The sequence below is a fragment of the Candidatus Thiodubiliella endoseptemdiera genome (assembly GCF_964212635.1).
Classification (GTDB): domain Bacteria; phylum Pseudomonadota; class Gammaproteobacteria; order PS1; family Pseudothioglobaceae; genus Thiodubiliella; species Thiodubiliella endoseptemdiera.
This window is the reverse complement of the sequence record NZ_OZ156463.1, coordinates 964,147-984,926: the sequence shown is the minus strand read 5'-3', so window position 1 is coordinate 984,926 and position 20,780 is coordinate 964,147. Positions and strand designations below refer to the sequence as shown.

The 20,780-nt window shown below is 36.4% G+C and carries 18 protein-coding genes, 2 tRNA genes and 2 rRNA genes; 11 read left to right on the top strand and 11 right to left on the bottom strand.

Annotated features, from left to right (window positions below):
- The first annotated feature begins 302 nt into the window (after positions 1 to 302).
- From AB8525_RS05050 to rrf, 4 genes are all read left to right on the top strand, one after another.
- A tRNA-Ile gene (locus AB8525_RS05050) sits at positions 303 to 379 on the top strand.
- Between the two features lie 107 nt (positions 380 to 486).
- Positions 487 to 562, top strand: a tRNA-Ala gene (locus AB8525_RS05045).
- 496 nt (positions 563 to 1,058) lie between these two features.
- A 23S ribosomal RNA gene (locus AB8525_RS05040) occupies positions 1,059 to 3,961 on the top strand.
- A 301-nt stretch (positions 3,962 to 4,262) separates the two neighbouring features.
- Positions 4,263 to 4,378: ribosomal RNA gene (rrf, locus tag AB8525_RS05035) — 5S ribosomal RNA — on the top strand.
- 23 nt (positions 4,379 to 4,401) lie between these two features.
- Here the strand turns inward: rrf and AB8525_RS05030 are convergent.
- Positions 4,402 to 4,596: a hypothetical protein gene (locus AB8525_RS05030; RefSeq protein ID WP_369178972.1), complete on the bottom strand. Its 195-nt coding sequence runs from the start codon at positions 4,594 to 4,596 to the stop codon at positions 4,402 to 4,404.
- 132 nt (positions 4,597 to 4,728) lie between these two features.
- On the opposite strand from AB8525_RS05030, the gene rfaD reads away from it, so the two are divergent.
- Genes rfaD through gmhA form a run of 3 tightly spaced genes read left to right on the top strand, consistent with a single transcriptional unit; the run spans position 4,729 to position 7,775 of the window.
- Entirely contained in the window at positions 4,729 to 5,733 is a 1,005-nt protein-coding gene (gene rfaD / locus AB8525_RS05025) for an ADP-glyceromanno-heptose 6-epimerase (protein WP_369178970.1), read from the top strand.
- A 42-nt stretch (positions 5,734 to 5,775) separates the two neighbouring features.
- Positions 5,776 to 7,206 (top strand): D-glycero-beta-D-manno-heptose-7-phosphate kinase, encoded by a 1,431-nt coding sequence (gene rfaE1, locus AB8525_RS05020; RefSeq protein WP_369178968.1) that lies wholly within the window; start codon positions 5,776 to 5,778, stop codon positions 7,204 to 7,206.
- Positions 7,206 to 7,775: a D-sedoheptulose 7-phosphate isomerase gene (gmhA, locus tag AB8525_RS05015; protein WP_369153003.1), complete on the top strand. Its 570-nt coding sequence runs from the start codon at positions 7,206 to 7,208 to the stop codon at positions 7,773 to 7,775. Before rfaE1 ends, gmhA begins: the two co-directional genes overlap by 1 nt.
- Here gmhA and waaF read toward each other — a convergent pair.
- The 5 genes from waaF to AB8525_RS04990 all read right to left on the bottom strand — a co-directional run bounded on the left by waaF (position 7,726) and on the right by AB8525_RS04990 (position 12,050).
- Positions 7,726 to 8,700, bottom strand: a complete 975-nt coding sequence (gene waaF / locus AB8525_RS05010; RefSeq protein WP_369178966.1) for a lipopolysaccharide heptosyltransferase II — start codon at positions 8,698 to 8,700, stop codon at positions 7,726 to 7,728. The genes gmhA and waaF overlap by 50 nt on opposite strands.
- Before the next feature lies 1 nt (position 8,701).
- Positions 8,702 to 9,748 carry a hypothetical protein gene (locus AB8525_RS05005; protein WP_369153001.1) on the bottom strand — a complete coding sequence of 349 codons (1,047 nt, stop codon included), beginning with the start codon at positions 9,746 to 9,748 and terminating at the stop codon, positions 8,702 to 8,704.
- Entirely contained in the window at positions 9,732 to 11,567 is a 1,836-nt protein-coding gene (locus AB8525_RS05000) for an LTA synthase family protein (RefSeq protein WP_369152999.1), read from the bottom strand. Before AB8525_RS05000 ends, AB8525_RS05005 begins: the two co-directional genes overlap by 17 nt.
- Before the next feature lie 4 nt (positions 11,568 to 11,571).
- Positions 11,572 to 11,736, bottom strand: a complete 165-nt coding sequence (locus tag AB8525_RS04995) for a hypothetical protein (protein ID WP_369152997.1) — start codon at positions 11,734 to 11,736, stop codon at positions 11,572 to 11,574.
- A 164-nt stretch (positions 11,737 to 11,900) separates the two neighbouring features.
- Positions 11,901 to 12,050 (bottom strand): hypothetical protein, encoded by a 150-nt coding sequence (locus tag AB8525_RS04990; RefSeq protein ID WP_369150108.1) that lies wholly within the window; start codon positions 12,048 to 12,050, stop codon positions 11,901 to 11,903.
- A gap of 291 nt (positions 12,051 to 12,341) precedes the next feature.
- On the opposite strand from AB8525_RS04990, the gene AB8525_RS04985 reads away from it, so the two are divergent.
- Both AB8525_RS04985 and AB8525_RS04980 read left to right on the top strand, forming a co-directional pair.
- Complete coding sequence (locus AB8525_RS04985; RefSeq protein ID WP_369178964.1) at positions 12,342 to 12,728, top strand: transposase; 387 nt, start codon at positions 12,342 to 12,344, stop codon at positions 12,726 to 12,728.
- A 131-nt stretch (positions 12,729 to 12,859) separates the two neighbouring features.
- The gene (locus AB8525_RS04980) at positions 12,860 to 13,021 is read left to right on the top strand and encodes a hypothetical protein (protein ID WP_369152996.1); all 162 of its coding nucleotides are present in this window, start codon (positions 12,860 to 12,862) and stop codon (positions 13,019 to 13,021) included.
- 182 nt (positions 13,022 to 13,203) lie between these two features.
- On the opposite strand, the gene AB8525_RS04975 is transcribed toward AB8525_RS04980, so the two are convergent.
- From AB8525_RS04975 to AB8525_RS04960, 4 genes are all read right to left on the bottom strand, one after another.
- On the bottom strand, positions 13,204 to 14,460 hold the full coding sequence (locus AB8525_RS04975; protein ID WP_369178962.1) for a polysaccharide deacetylase family protein: 1,257 nt from the start codon (positions 14,458 to 14,460) through the stop codon (positions 13,204 to 13,206).
- A complete protein-coding gene (locus tag AB8525_RS04970) occupies positions 14,450 to 14,923 on the bottom strand; it encodes a glycosyltransferase (RefSeq protein ID WP_369178960.1) in 474 nt (157 codons plus the stop codon). Before AB8525_RS04970 ends, AB8525_RS04975 begins: the two co-directional genes overlap by 11 nt.
- A gap of 13 nt (positions 14,924 to 14,936) precedes the next feature.
- Positions 14,937 to 15,770: a class I SAM-dependent methyltransferase gene (locus AB8525_RS04965; protein WP_369178958.1), complete on the bottom strand. Its 834-nt coding sequence runs from the start codon at positions 15,768 to 15,770 to the stop codon at positions 14,937 to 14,939.
- 250 nt (positions 15,771 to 16,020) lie between these two features.
- Entirely contained in the window at positions 16,021 to 17,964 is a 1,944-nt protein-coding gene (locus AB8525_RS04960) for an acyltransferase family protein (RefSeq protein ID WP_369152992.1), read from the bottom strand.
- A gap of 219 nt (positions 17,965 to 18,183) precedes the next feature.
- Between AB8525_RS04960 and AB8525_RS04955 the strand changes: the two genes are divergently transcribed.
- Entirely contained in the window at positions 18,184 to 18,633 is a 450-nt protein-coding gene (locus AB8525_RS04955) for a hypothetical protein (protein ID WP_369152991.1), read from the top strand.
- A 113-nt stretch (positions 18,634 to 18,746) separates the two neighbouring features.
- Here AB8525_RS04955 and AB8525_RS04950 read toward each other — a convergent pair whose 3' ends face one another.
- Positions 18,747 to 19,469 (bottom strand): IS3 family transposase, encoded by a 723-nt coding sequence (locus tag AB8525_RS04950; protein ID WP_369179019.1) that lies wholly within the window; start codon positions 19,467 to 19,469, stop codon positions 18,747 to 18,749.
- A gap of 111 nt (positions 19,470 to 19,580) precedes the next feature.
- On the opposite strand from AB8525_RS04950, the gene AB8525_RS04945 reads away from it, so the two are divergent.
- A complete protein-coding gene (locus tag AB8525_RS04945; RefSeq protein ID WP_369150786.1) occupies positions 19,581 to 20,765 on the top strand; it encodes an IS3 family transposase in 1,185 nt (394 codons plus the stop codon).
- Positions 20,766 to 20,780 lie beyond the last annotated feature (15 nt).

Below are 20,780 nucleotides of genomic sequence, written 5' to 3'. Positions count from 1 at the left end.
ACAACAAGTTGTTTGATAATTAATAAAGAAGAATGAAATAATATCTTATCTTTTGATTTTGATAGATTTATATATAATAAAAAAGTGTACTTAGGTTAGGAATACCTTCTGAGGTTAGTATTTTTTTAAAATATGCAGTACATTTAATATGTTTAATTTTCAATGTGTATATCGCAAAGGAGGATAGCAACATGAATATAAAATTTATCTTTGTAATATTTAAGTTAGTTGTAAAATGTTTATTGCTAACCTAAGTGCACTTAGTATTCTAATCTATTTTTTCTCGAAAGATAATACCATTCGGGTCTGTAGCTCAGTTGGTTAGAGCGCACCCCTGATAAGGGTGAGGTCGGTGGTTCAAATCCACCCAGACCCACCAAATTTTGTTTTTTGCGGCGTTAAGCCTTCAATCGCTTATTAGCATAAGCTCAATCAGTCTTTCCTTGCAAAAAATCAAAATTACAGTGTTTTTAATACTGTTTTTAGGGGGCCATAGCTCAGCTGGGAGAGCGCTTGCCTTGCACGCAAGAGGTCGGGAGTTCGATCCTCCCTGGCTCCACCACTTTCTATTTTGCCTTGCAAAATATAAGTTTTCATTTTCTTGAAAACTTAAATAAAATCATTTTAATGTGATTTTAATTTAAGTTTTTATATCTCGCCTTCGGGTGTGATGCTCTTTAACAATTTAATACATGAAGTAAAGTTTGTAAATATACAATATAACAACGCGAAGACTGTTGTGATGACAGTCTTCATTGGTGTATTGCATTGACACAACAATTTCAAAAAATATGGATTCTCATTGGCGGTGTAAAAACCGCTGGTGAAATAAGAAAGAAAAGAATTCACCGATTGTGATTTATCGCAATTTGTGACTTCTTGGTGAAATACGAAACCATAAGCACCAAATTCTGGGGCTTTGGATTTTATTCATTTTCAAGGAATTTTTATCTTGATTGAGAGAGAGTGTGGTTTTCCACATGATCGATTGAAAGATAAAAATGACGCAGTAAAATGGACAAAAACCGAAGCCATATACAGATAGTTTGGGGTTATATGGTCAAGTGAATAAGTGCATACGACGGATGCCTTGGCATTAGAAGGCGATGAAGGACGTGATAATCTGCGATAAGCTTCGGTTAGCTGATAATAAGCATTATTAGCCGGAGATCTCCGAATGGGAAAACCCAGTGGTCATCAGACCATTATCCTTAACTGAATACATAGGTTAAGGAGGCAAACCTAGGGAACTGAAACATCTAAGTACCTAGAGGAAAAGAAATCAACCGAGATTCCCTTAGTAGCGGCGAGCGAACGGGGAACAGCCCTTAAGCATATTTTAAATTACTAGAATGTTCTGGAAAGTTCAACGATACAGGGTGATAGTCCCGTATAGGAAAGTTTAATTTATGTGAAATCGAGTAAGGCGGCGCACGTGAAACGCTGTTTGAATATGGGGGGACCACCCTCCAAGGCTAAATACTCTCTAATGACCGATAGTGAACAAGTACCGTGAGGGAAAGGCGAAAAGAACCCCGGGAGGGGAGTGAAATAGAACCTGAAATCGTATGCATACAAGCAGTAGGAGCGGATTTATTCCGTGACTGCGTACCTTTTGTATAATGGGTCAGCGACTTACTTCTCAGTAGCAAGGTTAACCATTAGGGGAGCCGTAGGGAAACCGAGTCTTAAATGGGCGATTAGTTGCTGGGAGTAGACCCGAAACCGGGTGATCTATCCATGGTCAGGGTGAAGGTTAGGTAAAACTAACTGGAGGCCCGAACCCACTTATGTTGAAAAATGAGGGGATGAACTGTGGATAGGGGTGAAAGGCCAAACAAACCCGGAGATAGCTGGTTCTCTCCGAAATCTATTTAGGTAGAGCGTCATGTATTACTTCAGGGGGTAGAGCACTGTTATGGCTAGCGGGTCGTCAAGACTTAGTAAACCATTGCAAACTCCGAATACCTGAAAGTATGAGCATGGCAGACACACTGCGGGTGCTAACGTCCGTAGTGGAAAGGGAAACAACCCAGACCGTCAGCTAAGGTCCCAAAATTGTAGTTAAGTGGGAAACGATGTGAAAAGGCCCAGACAGCCAGGAGGTTGGCTTAGAAGCAGCCATTCCTTTAAAGAGTGCGTAATAGCTCACTGGTCGAGTCGGTTTGCGCGGAAGATTTAACGGGGCTAAAACTACATACCGAAGCTACGGATCATAATTTATTATGATGGTAGGAGAGCGTTCTGTAAGCCGTTGAAGGTGTCCTGTGAGGGATGCTGGAGGTATCAGAAGTGCGAATGCTGACATGAGTAACGATAAAGGGGGTGAAAAACCCCCTCGCCAGAAGTCCAAGGTTTCCTACGCAACGTTAATCGGCGTAGGGTTAGTCGGCCCCTAAGGCGAGGCAGAAATGCGTAGTCGATGGGAAACAGGTTAATATTCCTGTACTTCATATAACTGCGATGGGAAGACGGAGTAGGTTAGCGCAGCTTGGCGATGGTTGTCCAAGTTCAAGCGTGTAGAGTAGAGTTTTAGGAAAATCCGGAACTCTTAGTTTAATCTAAAGCTCAAGGCGTGATAACGATCCCTCTTTTGGGAGAAGTGCGTGATACCATGCTTCCAGGAAAATCCTCTAAGCTTCAGGTTATATGAAACCGTACCCCAAACCGACACAGGTGGACGAGATGAGAATTCTAAGGCGCTTGAGAGAACTCGGGTGAAGGAACTAGGCAAAATGACACCGTAACTTCGGGAGAAGGTGTGCTCTTGCCGGTGATTTTACTTGCTAAATGAGCTGGTAAGAGTTGAAGATACCAGGTGGCTCCGACTGTTTATTAAAAACACAGCACTCTGCAAACACGTAAGTGGACGTATAGGGTGTGACGCCTGCCCGGTGCTTGAAGGTTAATTGATGAGGTTAGGATTCGTCCGAAGCTTTTGATCGAAGCCCAAGTAAACGGCGGCCGTAACTATAACGGTCCTAAGGTAGCGAAATTCCTTGTCGGGTAAGTTCCGACCTGCACGAATGGCGTAACGAGGGCCACACTGTCTCCACCCGAGACTCAGTGAAATTGAAATTGCTGTTAAGATGCAGTATACCCGCGGCCAGACGGAAAGACCCCGTGCACCTTTACTACAGCTTTGCATTGAACTCTGATCCTACTTGTGTAGGATAGGTGGGAGGCTTTGAAGCTTGAACGCTAGTTTGAGTGGAGCCACCCTTGAAATACCACCCTGGTATGGTTGGGGTTCTAACCTAGGTCCATTATCTGGATCGGGGACAATGCATGGTGGGTAGTTTGACTGGGGCGGTCTCCTCCTAAAGAGTAACGGAGGAGCGCAAAGGTACCCTCAGCACGGTCGGACATCGTGCAATGAGCGCAAAGGTAAAAGGGTGCTTGACTGCGAGACTGACACGTCGAGCAGGTAGGAAACTAGGTCTTAGTGATCCGGTGGTTCTGAGTGGAAGGACCATCGCTCAACGGATAAAAGGTACGCCGGGGATAACAGGCTGATACCGCCCAAGAGTTCACATCGACGGCGGTGTTTGGCACCTCGATGTCGGCTCATCACATCCTGGGGCTGAAGCAGGTCCCAAGGGTATGGCTGTTCGCCATTTAAAGTGGTACGCGAGCTGGGTTTAGAACGTCGTGAGACAGTTCGGTCCCTATCTACCGTGGGCGTTGGAGACTTGAGGGAAGCTGTTCTTAGTACGAGAGGACCGGAATGGACAAACCTCTGGTGTTTCGGTTGTGACGCCAGTCGCATTGCCGAGTAGCTATGTTTGGAAAGGATAACCGCTGAAAGCATCTAAGCGGGAAGCCCCTCCCAAGATTAGGTCTCCCTGGATATTTAATATCCCTAAAGATCCCTCGAAGACTACGAGGTTGATAGGCAAGGTGTGGAAGCGCAGTGATGTGTGAAGCTAACTTGTACTAATTGATCGTGAGGCTTGACCATATAACACCCAAATTATTTGAATGAATTCATAATTTTTGTGTTGTTGTGTCATGCAATACACTGAGTAAGTGTTCAAACTTTATAACATGTATTATTTTGTTATACCTTCTTTAAGGTGTAAAAACTTTTAAATTCGTCTCTGGTTTGATTCCAATAATCAGGCTAAAGATTCGCTTATTTTTGGAATTTTACAAGGCAAATTTTCAAAATGTGAAGGAGCATGGTGCAAACTATGTGACTGAACATTTTTAAAATTTAACGCCGAAAAAACCAAAAATAAGCGAATGAGACAAACAGTTTGCTTAGTGACAATAGCGAGTGTGACCCACCTGATCCCATACCGAACTCAGAAGTGAAACCACTTAGCGCCGATGGTAGTGTGGGGTCTCCCCATGTGAGAGTAGGACATTGCTAGGCTTTAAATTCAAAATACCCAATTTCTAAATACAGAAGTTGGGTATTTTTTTATCTACTATTTTTTTATAACTAAAGAGACCTTTGCATAAATAGGGATGATTAGCAAAATGACAGATTTTATTAAATTGGAAATTTTTTAAATCCACTCCTAGCAGGGCTAAGGGTGTTTTTAAAAAGTTTGTAATTTGATGAAAGATGGCGTTTTGATGATTATTCATATTTATGCAAAGGTCTCTAATAGGCTTTTTTATGTTTGATTTTAAATTAAGTAAGGCATTACATCAATAATTCTTCTTTCTATCGTTGTATGAGGTTAAAATTCAAACACCATAATAATTTTTGAAAAACCTATGATTTATAACGATATTGAATTTAACCAAAAAACCATTTTAATCACTGGCGGTGCTGGTTTTATTGGTAGTAATTTAGTTTTTTACTTTCAACAACATTATCCTAATTCACATATAGTGGTATTTGATTGCTTTAGGAATGAAGCGACTTTTGCTAATGGCAATTTACAAAGTTTTGGTCATTATAAAAATTTAATTGGTTTTACGGGTGATGTTGTCTGTGGCAATATCAATAGTAAAGTTGATTTAGCGTTGCTAAATGACTATGAGTTTGATTTTATTTTTCATCAGGCGGCAATTTCTGATACACGGGTGTATGATCAGGAAATCATTATGCAAACCAATGTAAATTCATTTTATGATTTGTTGAATAAAGCCAAAAAAGACAATGCGGTCATGGTTTACGCAAGTTCAGCGGCGACTTATGGCAGTCTACCTTCGCCACAAACGGTGGGGCAGGAGAACCCTGAAAATCCTTATGGATTTAGCAAATATATGATGGATCAGATTGCTTATCGGTTTGCAGATGAACATCCTGAGATGACGATTGTTGGTTTAAAATTTTTCAATGTTTATGGACCTCGTGAATACTATAAAGCCAAAACCTCCTCTATGGTTATTCAGTTAGGGCACCAAATTTTAGCGGGAAAAGCACCAAAATTATTTGAAAATTCAAAACAAATATTACGGGATTTTATTAATATTGAAGATGTTGTTCAAGCCAATATTAAAGCCTGCAACCCTCAACAAAATGGCACTTATAATGTTGGCACTGGAAGCCCTAGAAGTTTCCAAGATATTGCTGATATTTTACAAAAAGAATTGAATACTAATTTGGGCACTGACTATATTTCCAATCCTTATGATGGCTATCAAATGCACACACAAGCAGATATTTCCACTTCAAAAACCAATCTTGGATTTGAGCCAAAAATTAGCTTAGAAGCAGGTATTAAAGCCTACATTCCTGAGATTAAACGCTTATATGGTGCTGAATTGTTATGAGGCCTTTGTATCAGCGACACATGGTAATTCTTTGGAGTAATGATGATTAACTTACAAGGCAAATCACCCAAACTTTTGGTTGTTGGTGATTTAATGATTGACCATTATTTGTGGGGGTCGTGTGAGCGAATATCCCCTGAAGCACCCGTGCAAGTGGTTAATATCGATAAAGAAACCACAGTATTGGGTGGAGCAGGTAATGTGATTAATAATTTGTCTGCATTGGGCGCTGAAGTTGGTGTTATGAGTGTGATTGGTGATTGTCCGATTGCCGATGAACTTAAAGCATTATTGGTTAATATTCAAGTTAGCACTGAGTATTTAATCACGCAAACAGGCAGAATCACCAGTAAAAAAAGTCGTATTATTGCCTCACAACAACAAGTGGTTAGATACGATAGAGAGAGCACTAATGCTATTAGTGAAGAATCACAATCGAAACTTTTAGAGAATTTTATAGCCATTATTGAGAGTTATGATGTTATTTTACTATCAGATTACGGTAAAGGGATTTTAACCAAGCCATTAACTCAATCGCTAATCAAACTTGCTAAGCAGCATCATAAAAAAGTGTTGATTGACCCTAAAGGTTTGGATTATTCAAAATACCAAGGTGCTTATTTACTAACTCCTAATAAGAAAGAAGCCAGCGAAGCCACAGACATTAACATTACAGATAAAAAAAGTTTGTTTTCCTCTATAAAAAAACTCAAAGATGAATGTCATTTAACCGCATCCTTAATTACTCTTAGTGAGCAAGGTGTAGCAATTTATGATGACGAGTTACGCACACACCCTACAGCTTCTAGGGAGGTGTTTGATGTTACGGGTGCAGGTGATACAGTGCTGGCAGCCCTTGGTTTTGCATTGGCATGTGGTTATGATATTGACAGCGCGGTTAAATTTTCCAATTTGGCAGCGGGTGTTGTTGTCGGTAAAATTGGTAGTGCAACTGCCACACTGAATGAAATTATTGAATATGAATCCAGTTTGAACAAGTCAAGTAGTGCGGCACATATTAAAACTTTGAAAGAAATTACTATTTTGAGTGCTGAATTAAAAGCAAGAGGTAAGAAAATTATTTTTACTAACGGTTGTTTTGATTTATTACATGCAGGACATGTGCGTTATTTGGAAGCCGCAAAGAATTATGGCGATGTGCTAATATTAGGACTTAATTCCGATCAATCAGTTACCGCTTTAAAAGGACAAGGTCGCCCCATTAATACACAATTAGATAGGGCTTATTTATTAGCTGCACTTGAAGCGGTGGATTATGTGGTGGTATTTGATGAAGACACGCCTTATAATTTGATTAAAGCAATTCAACCTCATGTGCTAGTCAAAGGTGGGGACTATGAAGGCAAAAAAGTGATTGGACAAGAGCTGGCTGATGAATTAAAACTGGTACAATTTGTCAAGGGAAAAAGCACCACTAAAATCATTAAAAAAATCCAACAAAGGAAGGAATAATGCGTTCAATTATCGAATCTGAATTCAATGCACACCTGAAAACTACTCAGGCAACAATGGGTGTTATTCCCCTTCAACTTGAGATAGCGGCAAATTTATGCATAAGCAGCCTCAAAAATGGCGGCAAAATTTTAATTTTTGGTAATGGCGGTAGTGCGGCCGACGCACAGCATATTGCCGCAGAACTGGTTGGACGCTATAAAGTTGAACGCCCAGGCTTGCCAGTCATCGCACTTACGACTGACACCTCTGCATTGACTTCAATCGGCAATGATTACGGTTATGAATTTATTTTTTCCCGCCAAGTGGAAGCCTTAGCGAATAAGAATGATGTGGTTATTGGCATCAGTACCAGTGGTAGTAGTGAAAATGTCATTAATGCTTTGGCATTGGCGGGGAAATTAGGCGCTAAAACCATTGGCTTTAGCGGTCGAGATGGCGGAAAAATGAATGATTTATCTGAAGTCAACTTAATAGTGCCAAGCGATGATACGCCACGCATTCAAGAAATGCATATGCTTATCGGACACACACTTTGTCATTTGATTGAGCAAGAATTTTCACAGTAGCATCCAACACTTCATTTGCTTTAATTTTTTTCATACAGTTATGGTGTTTCAAAGGACAAATGCGTTTCATACAAGGCTGGCATTCAAGATTTTTTTTGATAATAACACTTTTTTGATTCATCCATTGGGCGGTTTCTTTATCTTTTGTAGGTCCAAAAATTGCCACCGTCGGTACTTGAAAAGCAGCAGCCACATGCATTGGACCACTGTCCCCAGTAATAAATAAATCAAGTATCGAAAGTTGCTTAATTAACGCTGAAACGCTTGTTTTTCCTGCCAGATTGGTGTAATTTTTTACCCCATTATCAACCAACTTTTTTTCAATATCACTCGCAATATCAACTTCGCTATTACCGCCAAAAATTACAATATTATATTGTGCAGATAATACACTAGCCACTTTAGCAAATTCGTCTGGATACCAACGCTTGGCGCTGCCGTATGATGCGCCTGGATTGATACCCAGTATTTTTTTATCAAGTTTAAGTGGTTTTGAGTTTGTGTGAATGATTAATTTTGAGGCAATATTATTTTTATGCAGGGCAATATTAACAAAATCATTGTATCGATTGACTTGGTGCGTGGGTATTTTATCGTAACGCCTATATTTTTTTTTAAGCGATGCCTTAGTAAAAAATATAAATAATTTACTGGTTATGGTGCGCCTGAAGGATAGGGCACAATCAAATCTCCCCAGTTGCTTGGCTAATCGATACAAATAATAAATTCGGTATTTTTTATTTCTGCTTTCATCAACAACAATACGATCAACCTGTGGATGGTATTTAAAAATTTCGGTAGCAACGCTAGAGCCGAAAATAGTTATTTGGATATTGGGGTATTGTTTAATGATATTTTCAATCGCAGGCGTTGCCATCACGCAATCACCTAACCAAGTTGGAATTTCTATTAATATTTTACGCATATTAAATTTGTTTGATTAATTGTTTAAATTTATAAAATGCAGGTGTTTTCCTGATTATTCCATCGCGATTATCCACCAAACCATAACCTGGAGCAATCAGTTGATGCCAATAGAGATGGCTAATTTTTTTGGTCTTTTTGGCAATATCAATATAATCTTGCATATATTGCTCATATTCCAATTCGCTAACACACTCTTTTTCGCTAGTAGGTGCGTAAGGTGCTGTTGCTTTTAATGGGTAATTGGTTTCAGTAATCACTATTTTATTATTGACTTTTGGCGATAAATTCACCATCGCTGCCAAAAGATTAATTTTATTTTTTAAATTAAAACCATATTGTCTTTCTCTAGGTGTGCCCCTTCTATCCACATAAAGTAGACTTGATAATGTATCAAATTTAATTTTTTTGAAATTAAATAGAGCATAAGCAGTGTAGTAATATTCAAAATCAATCACACTTGAACCCAGTAACTTTAATTGTGGAAAATGTTTATCTCTAATGTTTTGTGCGGTTTGATAAAATGCCAAATATTCGCTAACTGAAAAAACCCCCCATTTGCTTCGATTGGTGGCATTGCCGATTTGATAGACTTTGGCAATATCTTGAAATTTGTCAAATATTAGTTGAATATTTTGTTGAAAAAGTACCAAATCTTCAATATGTTCTCTGTCTTGCAATACATTAATCATAATGATTTTATTCTCACCAAAGCCTTTGGCAAACCGCACAAATTCATCAATTTTTTCAACCTCCCAAAGCGGCATTCTAATAATTAAATGCTGCACACCCAATTCTTCTACTAATGCATATTGCTCCTCACCTTTGTCTAAATTTACACCAATGCCAACCTGCATTTTTGTTGTTGGAAAACGCATGACAAACTGCCACACAAAAGCAATTGGAAAAACAACAATAAACAACCAAAACATCATAAAATACTCAAGCAAGTATTTTTGTTTTTGCTGTTTTTTAAAGGTTTTATCCGTAATAATATAAGGTTGGTCGGAATGATGATCCCACTTATAAATATTATTTATCTTTGACATTAAACAATAAATTTTGATAATAATGAGTGAAAGATAGTGCGTGATTTTTTAAGTTGTCGTGTTTATTTTCACATTTAACGACTTGTTTTTGTAGTTTATTTAATACAAAACACGATAAATCACCTGTTTGAACATTTATTTCTACAATGTCTTCTGCTTCAATCCAGCCCAGTATGTTGTTGTGAAAATAATCAGCAAAATAATAGTCGTTTCTAAAGATTGATTTCCCGCTAAACTTAGTTTTTGTGTAATCACCCATAATTAAATCATAAAGACTCGGTGCTATATCTCTTTGTGACATGACAACATCTTTGTATTGTGCAGTTAAAATGTTAGGCGCATAAATTGCAAATGGAATTAAGTAATTTTCCAAGTTGTCTGAAATTCTACTGCCTGTATGGTCGGCAAACAGAACGAATACAGTATTAGGGTATTTTTCTTTAATTTTTTCCATGAAATACTCTAAAGAAAAATCAGCAAAACGATAGGTATTCAGCATTGCATTCAAATCTTTATCGTCGGAAAAATGCTTCTGCTGAAACCCCTCAGGTACAACAAGGTCGTGTGTTGTTGCGCCATTAATACCAATCATAAACGGCGATGACATTGATTGCGTTTTCTTTAAAGCAAACTGATACAAATCATAATCTTGTACACCCCAATTATTGTTAGGATATTTTGAGTTTGTAATATCTCGTTTTCCAAACGAATCTATAAATCCAAGAGATTGGGCAAAACTTCCAACGCCACTGGTTTCCTTGCTTGTACCTTGAAAAAAAGCACTAGAATACCCAGCTTGACTTAAATCTTTGACAATAGAAGGATAATCGTTATCTTGCAGTGGGGTTTTGGCAATCGTTTTACCTAATGGATTTTGCATAGAGCTCAAAGCTGCAAACATGCCTTCTGAGGTTCGATGCCCGCCTGCAACCATCACTTTAGGGCGAATTGAGTGTTTAAGAATGCTATCAAAGTAAGGTGTGGTTGGGTGTTGATAGCCATAAGATTGCATATATTTAGCACTCCAACTTTCTAAAAACAGCATTACAATATTGGGCTTACTCGTCAAAATTGGTGTTTTAATTTTAGTGTTTTTATCGGCATACAAAACCTTAAGGGATTGCTTGATGGTATTTTGATTAATGTTAGGAATATGTAATTGTTGAATTGTCTTATCTTTATTAGTTAATGCAAAAATCACACTGTATGTGGCATTTAGTGCTAATATTGCCTGTTGATTATTTGCAAGTTGTCCCGCCTGCCAAGGATTAAGTGGAATACCTTGAACTGACATGCCTCTGATAAAAAATATTGATAAAACTAAAAGTATGAGTTTTTTGGGTAAATAATAACGATTAAACTCAGTGGCAACAGCCATTTTCCATCTAAAAAAGCTAATAACGCAAGCAGCGATACTCAAAATTAATGCCACCAACGCCAGCCAAAAATGTTGAGAATAAGCAGTCAATAAAAGACTTTCTGCGTCAACGAAAACATCAAATATTTCATAACCTGTATGCCTGCCAGCTTCTGAAAAATAAAGCATATCACCAATTTGAATATTGATAATTAAAACCAAAAAAAGTGTTGATACCAATGTATAAATCTTTTTATTAAAATCAAATAATGAAGCGATAAATACTAATAACGCAGCAGCCGCAAAATCAAACTTATATCCCCAAAAAATAGCATAAATAGACGACTGCCACGATAAATCTGAAAACTCATTTTGCAGATAAATATAAAATAAAACTTTCGTTGTAACAATTGACACAACATAAAGCAATAATAGTTTGTAATATTGTTTGAATGATGACATGCGCTTATTTTAATTTTTTTAAATAGAGACCTTTGCATAAATAGGAATGATTAGCAAAATGACAGATTTTATTAAATTGGAAATTTTTTAAATCCACTCCTAGCAGGGCTAAGGGTGTTTTTAAAAAGTTTGTAATTTGATGAAAGATGGCGTTTTGATGATTATTCATATTTATGCAAAGGTCTCAAATAGAAGTGCTACGCTTATGGGTTGAGTTATCCAATTTAAAAATAGATATTTTTTAACGATAGGTTATATTTACCCTTCAACTAAGGTTGTTAATGCCACCCACATGACGAATCAATGAATCGTTTGTTTAGCCACAAAATTATATCATAAGAGACCTTTGCATAAATAGGGATGATTAGCAAAATGACAGATTTTATTAAATTGGAAATTTTTTAAATCCACTCCTAGCAGGGCCAAGGGTGTTTTTAAAAAGTTTGTAATTTGATGAAAGATGGCGTTTTGATGATTATTCATATTTATGCAAAGGTCTCTATAAGATAGTTTAAAACCCCAACAATTTCAGACAACAGTCTAAATTTACTTATTTCAAACAAGTTAAACTAAACAAAAAAATCGGAGTAAAAAAATGAGTAAAAAACGAACCAAATATACATCGGTATTTAAAACAAAACTGGTGCTTGAAGTATTACAAATCAACCAATCAAAGAACACAAAAAATACAGTTATAAGCTACGAGGACTTAATATCAGTCATTCTAATCATGTATGGAGTGCTGACATTACCTATATCAAGATTGCAGGTGGTATGGTTTATATGACTGCCATTATTGATTGGCACAGTAAAGCTGTGCTATCGTACAAAATATCTAACACAATGGATTCACAGTTAGTGATGAGCGTACTCAACGATGCTTTAGAGAAGTATCCACACCCAGAGATATTTAATACTGATCAAGGCTCTCAATATACCAGTGAGATACACATTAAGCGACTCAAAAAACTGGGTATCACTATCTCAATGGACGGCAAAGGTAGAGCCACAGATAATATTTGCATTGAACGCTTCTGGAGAAGCGCAAAATGTGAGAGAATTTATCTAAATGAATGTCAGACTATTGGTGAGTTAATCACTGATGTGGATGATTATATTGAGTTTTCACCCCTCAAGGGGGGGGGCACTAAAAAGAGATAATCATCGAAGATTCCATGAAACATTGAAGTACAAAAAACCAATGGATGTGTACCGAGAAAGTATAAAATTAAATCAAGAAAAAGCGAGGGCTTCTTAGGGTGTTCCTATATAAGAGAGACCTTTGCATAAATATGAATAATCATCAAAACGCCATCTTTCATCAAATTACAAACTTTTTAAAAACACCCTTAGCCCTGCTAGGAGTGGATTTAAAAAATTTCCAATTTAATAAAATCTGTCATTTTGCTAATCATCCCTATTTATGCAAAGGTCTCTTTATAACAATCGAATAGTTAAATAAATTACTACGCTACAAGCGTAAGTGTCAGATAAAACTCTAATACAATAAACAAAAAGAACATTTTCAAGTACTCTGATTGAAACTTTTTCTTTTGCTCTTCCTTGAACTTTTTATCGGTAATTATATGGGGTTGGTCAGAGTTCTCATCCCATACAAAATATGAATTTTGCATATTCAAAAATCCTTAGCTTTTAATTTACATAAGCGCAAATAAAAACCACTTGTTTTTTTCCAAAAATCAAACTTTTTTGTGCTTGGAAATATTTGTATGCGACGAATAGCGTAATAATTATCCGTTAGGTTGAGAGGTCCGTTAACTGTCCCAATCGCAAAATCATATCCAGATTCATACGCCAAAATCTCTTCTCTTTTTCCGTAATCACCATAGGGATAAGCAAAAGAAACAACTTTATCGTTAATCAATTTTTCTAGGTTTGACTTTGATGATTCAAGTTCTTCTTTGACTTCTGCTTCACTCAAATCAGGCAAGTGTTGGTGCTTTAGTCCATGAGAGGCAATTTCTATCAATCCTGAATTATGACATTCTTGGATTTGATAATCACTCATTAAATTGGCGCTAGGCTCGCCTAATTTTTCATCCCATATATTGTTTTGAATTGAACGATTACCTAGGCAATAAATCACCGCTTTTTCTTGATGTTTTTTTAACAAAGGAAGGAGGTTTAGATAATTATCTTCATAGCCATCATCAAAAGTAAGGATAATTGGTTTTTTAACTTTAATACCATTAGCAAGGTCTTTAAAAGTAATTATATTAAAACCTTGCCTCTTTAAGAATCCAATTTGCCAATCCAATTTTTCTTTGGTGATGTATACATTAAATTTAGAATCAGTAAGTTTTTCATTGACTACTCGGTGATAAATCAAAACTGGCACTTCCTTCTTCTTTGCAAAAGTTACATCTGCTAATGCATGTGAATAAACTTGATTGATTTTAGGCATAATATTTGCTGGTGAATATTGATTGACAACTGCAGACAAATCCTCTCGCTTAAGATTAAACTGAATAAAGTCCTTTAAATCGCTACTTATTTGATTAAAGTCATGAAATTCATCCAATGCACAATCTCCAAAATTACTTTCCTGAGCTTGTACAATGTTATTTTTATCTAAAATACCTACATATTGTTTCTCACCAATAGCCAACACAGGCGTATTTAATTGCAATGCTTCAATTGCAACACGACCAGCGCCAATCACCAAATCCGCTCCTTTAATTACTTTAGGAACATCATCAACAAATCCATAGAATATAACATTATTAGATGCTAATGCCTTAAATCTTGAAGATACTGGTCCACCTGCAATATTGAATTTCACTAAAGGAAATTGAGGTGCGATTTTGGATAGAATTTGATAGGCAATATCTCCTTTTGGACCTGTTAGCCTTCCAATAATACTAATGTTCATCAATAATATTCCGAATTAAATATACCTTTTCATCAATATGCAATTCATTGCGAATATGTGTTTGCAAGTGTTCACATACCGTAATAATACGCCGACCATATACATTCTTACTTTTACTTGAAAAATGTACACCTTGCCTCCCATGAATAGTTGATATATAAGCAACATCAACAAATAAACGCACAATATTTACCAACCAACTGCCCGCCCTAGAATGAGTATGAATTAAATTAATTTGATGTATTTTACAAAATTTAATAATCGCCCTGATATTACGAAAGCGATTTAAATAACTACGATTATGAATTGGCATTGGATAATACTGAACAGCAGTTTTAACCGACAAGGTGTCCGAAATAATAAAACACTGATGTCCATACTGAGTTTGATATTTGCATAAGTCAGCCGCATACACCTCGGCCCCTGTTAGGTGTGTTTGTGACAGTAAATGTAGAATGTTCATGCAACTACAGTCTTTAATTTCTCTGCATAGACTTCAATTGATTAATAATAACATCAAGGTTGTCTATCTTTTTAACAACCCAAAATATATCTTTATAAATTAAAGTTGTTGGTAACAGATTTAACTTGACCCTATCCCATAATATTTTGCTCCTTATGTTTTTATCAATATGTTTATTCTTATTTCTGTAAGAAAAATAAGTCAACAAACTAAATAATATGAATATCGGATATAGCATCACACCCAATATTAATGATGTGCTTCCAATATCTGTTTTGATTCTTTGTTTGGTTTTAAAGCCTGAAATGGTAAGTAGTGTCTGTAAGTGATGTACACCTAGTAGAAACAAATGTCCAAAATATAGTTTATCTTGCGTATTATTGGCAAACCAAATGCCATCAATTTCTGTTGGTGGCATTCTTTTGTAAAAATCTGTTTCAAATAAAAAATGTGATAATCTTGCTCTAATGTGTGAATTGCTTGGTGTGGTAATTAAAGCAATGCCATTTTTTTTCAACACACGATTAAACTCTTGCAATACATTTAACTGATTTGGGATGTGCTCTATTCCTTCTTGACAGATAATATAATCAATTGACTCGTCTTCTATTGGTAATTTTTCTGATAAATCGGCATATTTTGCCTCTATATCTGGTACTTCCATAAATTCTGGGAACAAGTCAAGCGCAATAACCTTGGCACCTTTTCTTTTGAATTCACAACTGGCCTTGCCACTGCCGCAAGGAATGTCTAATACTGTTTTCCCTGAAAGGTCGGGTAATGATTGAATATACTTGACAACATGTCTGTGTATGCCTTCAATTGGAAAATTACATTTTTTATCCATTTGCCATATTGATTATTAAAACAATTAGAGTAATTTTACACGCTTGCTTGTCAATAATTGCCACTAATCTTTCTTTAAAACTCATCTTGGCAATGGGTTTCTATTCAGCCAAGTTGAAGGCAAGTAGAGTGTTTTGCCAAATATTACAACTTGCTTTTAATTACAAAATAAATTCTATCAAAACCAATAATTATTTACTCACTGCAAAGGCCTCTTTTAGAAAGAACTATTTTATTTTCTGACAGTGAAATTACAATACTTTTGGATTACTTGGTTTCAAAAAATCAACAAGTTTCGAAGTATAAAATAGACTCCCGGCATTGCTTAAATGGTCAAAATCATGGTAGAGAAATCCATATTCAGGATTAAAGCCTTTGCACTTATTCTTATCACAAAAAAATTCAGTTGGATCAAAGACGCGCACCTTGGAAAATTCTGATGTTACTGTGTTGATAATACTTTTGTATGCTCGCGAGCGTTCATTATAATTTTTTCTTGAAACAAAGCATTCGTCCGTTATTGGGTTCTTAACAAAATCACCAAACTTACTTCCAAAAAGGACCGCCTCTTTTTCTTGTTTAGAGCAGCCGTAATCAATGCCAAGTTCGGGAATATCGATAGCAACTACTATAACGGCATTCTTTAATTGAGATAATTCTGCTAGCGTAGTTCGAAGTCCAATTTCAAATACTTTTCCTCTATTTTTAATGGATTTATCTGTAATTAGCTCAACACCTAATCCAGTCACACGAGCGTAATCTTTATTATTAAAAGGTTTACCGTCAATATATACAGGACCCATTGAACTAAGAATTATCGTTGCCTTAGGGTTTTTAGCAATAATTTGGTCAAGATGACCATTGATTTTTTTGGCGCAGGCTCCTGGTTTAAAACGATAGTCATATCTATCTACATTTCTAAATGGGATACAACCACTACCAGTGTAGTCAGTAATATTTCCAGAAGTTATAGAACTAAGTCCGCTTATTAAGTGACTAGCATGAGAGTCACCAAGTACAATAAAATCATCATTAATGCGATGTTTTTCTGTGAATGCCTTTTTAATGTCTGTAGTTTTCGGAAACCCTTTGTTAAGATGTCCAAAAATACCTATAGAAATAAAAATCGCCATTCCAAAAGCACTAAACAAGAAAATAAATTTGCGTGAAAATTTTGATTTAACCCTAAAAGGAGTTTCAATATACTTCCAAGTGAAGTACGCCAAAACAATAGAGGCAAGGGTTAGAATAATAAAAACTATATTGCTAGGTTCGTTATAACTTATATTTCTAGCAAAAACAAATAATGGCTGGTGCCAAAGATATGCACTGTAACTTATTAATCCAATACTAACAAAAATTTTATTACCAATAAACTTCCCAATTGTTGTCTGTTGAGTGGCAAACAGGATGATTAGAGCAGTGCCAATTGTTGGAATTAATGCGTAAAAACCAGGAAATGGAGTTGCCTTACTGTAGCTAAAAACGGAGAAAAGTATTAGTGCTAAACCTAGCCAACCACCTGTTTCACTTACATTACTGGTAAATTTTACACGATTATTTTGGAGCAAGAAAAAGGCAGAAAAAGCACCAATCATTAACTCCCAAGTGCGTGTTGGCAAGAGATAAAAGGCCATAGATGGGTTGGCAATAGATGCCCATTGTGCGAATACAAAACTTGTAATACAAATGATAGTAAGTACAATAAATATCCAATGCTTACCATGTCGCCAAAAGAACATCATTAAAAGGGGAAACAAGATGTAATATTGCTCCTCAACAGCCAAGCTCCAAGTGTGCAAGAGTGGTTTAAGTTCAGTTGCTGTATCAAAATAACCACTCTCACTCCAAAATAAAATATTGGATAAAAATAGTGAGACAGCGAAAAGACTTTCAAAAAAATCTTTCATGTCGTGAGCTCGTAACCAAAACCAAGCAAAAGGAATTGAGCAAAGCATAACCAAGAATAAGGCTGGCAAAATACGCCTAGCACGCCTTTCATAAAAATTAACTATCGAAAATTTGCCACGCTCAAGTTCAGAAACAATAATAGTAGTGATTAAATAACCGCTAATCACAAAAAATACATCAACACCTACAAAACCACCACTAAACATATTAAAGCCAGCATGGAACAAAATAACTGGTAGTACGGCAAGAGCCCTAAGTCCGTCTATCTCTCTTCTATATTTCATTAATTATTCCATTTGTTTAGCTCAAGGTGCAGAAGTACTTCAATCAAAAAATCTTACTGTACTGTATTTTTATCATTATTTTCGGCCGTTTGATACCGCATTCGTCTTTCTATTTTTTTTGCCTTTTTAGATAGCGGGCCATTAATAATAAAAAACCAGTAAAATACAACATCAGTTCATTTTACAGCATAGTGCTAATTTTAAAAGAAATACAACATAATGATTTATCTTAAAAAAATTAAAAGAGAATTTATTGCGGGGCTGTCAGAAATATACATTCGCTATGTTAGATCAAATTATTTGGGGTTAAAAATCAAAGTTCCATTAATTCACGGCATGAGGAATGGTGGCTACATTGTGCCTTCTGAGTTTTGGATGTCTGATTGCCTAGCATCCTTCGTTGAAACAAAACCAGGATGTGTAATAGATGTAGGGGTTAATGTTGGCTTGTATTTGGTTAAACTCAGGGTTATCTCAGATGATGTGGCATATTATGGTATAGATCCAAACCCATCGTGCACATTCTATACTCAGGAATTAATTAGACTCAATCAGTTTGGTAATGCAAAATTATTAACTACAGCATTAAGCAACTCTAGCGGTGTGGTTGATTTTTATACACAGACTTCAGCAGATAGAATGGGGTCACTATGCGGTTCCCCCACTTGACTGAACACCACTTCAATAAATTATACCCTTGTTCTTTTTGATTGAACAATGGGGTTTGGGGGCTTGCCCCCAAATTGGCGAAGCCAACCCAACTTAAGCCTAAAAGGCTTTTGTTAAGTTGGGTAATTCTCCTTATAAAACGCTTGTTCATAATCATTGGGTGAATAATAACCAATCGTTGAATGTCGTCTAATCTTGTTGTAAAACACTTCAATATATTCAAAGATTGCACTTGTTGCTTGTGCTCTGGTTTGGTAGGTTTGTTGATTGACTAGCTCGGTTTTGAGTGTGTTAAAGAAGCTCTCAGCAACTGCATTATCATAGCATTCTCCTTTTCTACTCATGCTTTGGGTAATGTTATTTGCTTTAAATAATGCTAAATACTCATAAGCCCTGTAAGTAGAACCTTGATCTGAATGCAGTAATACTTGCTGTTGTCTTGGCTTGTTTTTGATTGCCATGCTCAGAGCGTCAATTACGAGCACTGTGTCATTATTCTTGCCCATTGACCAACCAGCAACTTTGCGTGAGTATAAATCAATCACAGTTGCTAAATACAACCAACCTTGCTGCGTCCAAACAAAGGTAGTGTCGCTTACCCATTTGCTATTGGGTGTTGTTGCAATAAATTCCCTGTTCAGTATATTATTAGCAAAGTTAATATTGTTTCTAGGTATTTTTGCCTTTTTATGGCGAATACTAAAATGGGCATATATGTCGTTCTTGTTCATCAGCCTCGCCACTTTATTCAGGCTAACCTTAACGCCTTGGGCTTTTAGTTCGTGATAAATCCTAGGCGAACCATAGGTTTGCCTACTATTTTTAAAGGCTTGAATGATTTGTAATACGATTTTATCGTTCTATAAAACCCCAACAATTTCAGACAACAATCTAAACTTTCTTATTTAAAACCCGTTAAACTAAACAAAAAAAATCGGAGTAAAAAAATGAGTAAAAAACGAACCAAATACACCTCAGCATTTAAAACAAAATTAGTGCTTGAGTTATTACAAAATGAAAGTACCTTGGTACAGATTGCTAGCAAGCATAACATCCTTCCACAAAACCTACAAAACTGGAAGAAAACCTTCCTTGCTAATGCTGAAATTGCCATGGAGCCATCCAAGGCGGTTAAAGAATACAAAGAAGAGCTTGTTAAATCACAAAAACAAAATGAGCGCTTAACAGCTCTGGTAGGCAAGGTAACCGTAGAGAAGGAATGGTTAGCAAAAAAGCTAAAAAGCTTGGGCTTATCTAATCTTAAACAATTAGTTGACTTCAAGCCGTCTTCAACATCTGCAACACAACCTTTATCAATTAATCAACAATGCCAACTGTTGAGCATTAACAGGAGTGGCTTATATTACACACCGCGTACCAATGTGCGTAAAGATAAAATTAAATCTCATATCACCAAGGTGTTTGAACAAATACCTATTTACGGTGAGAAAAAAGTGCATCAACAACTACTTGAAGACGGTTACAAGGTAAGTTTAAACACAGTGGCTCGTTATCGCCAAGCGTTGGGGTTAAAAGCGGTGTTAGCGGTTAAACAGGTTAATACAGCCATACCAATCAAAGCACATAAAAAATACAGTTATAAGCTTCGAGGTCTTGGTATTAACCACGCTAATCAAGTTTGGAGTACAGACATCACCTACATTAAGATTGCGGGAGGTATGGTGTATATGGCTGCTATTATTGATTGGCATTCCAAGGCTGTTTTATCACACAGAATATCCAACACAATGGATTCACAGTTAGTGATGAGCGTACTCAACGATGCTTTAGAAAAATACCCGCACCCAGAGATATTTAATACCGATCAAGGCAGTCAATACACCAGTGAGGTGCACACCAAGCGACTCAAAAAACTGGGTATTACTATCTCAATGGACGGCAAAGGCAGAGCCACAGATAATATCTGCATTGAACGCTTCTGGAGAAGTGCTAAATGTGAAAGGATTTATTTAAACGAATACCAAACTATCAGTGAGTTAACCACGGATGTAGATGATTATATTGAGTTTTATAATCACCAAAGATTCCATGAAACATTGAAATATAAAAAACCAATGGATGTGTATCAAGAAAGTATAAAATTGAATCAGAAAAAGAAGAGGGCTTCTTAGGGTTTGCTATATAAG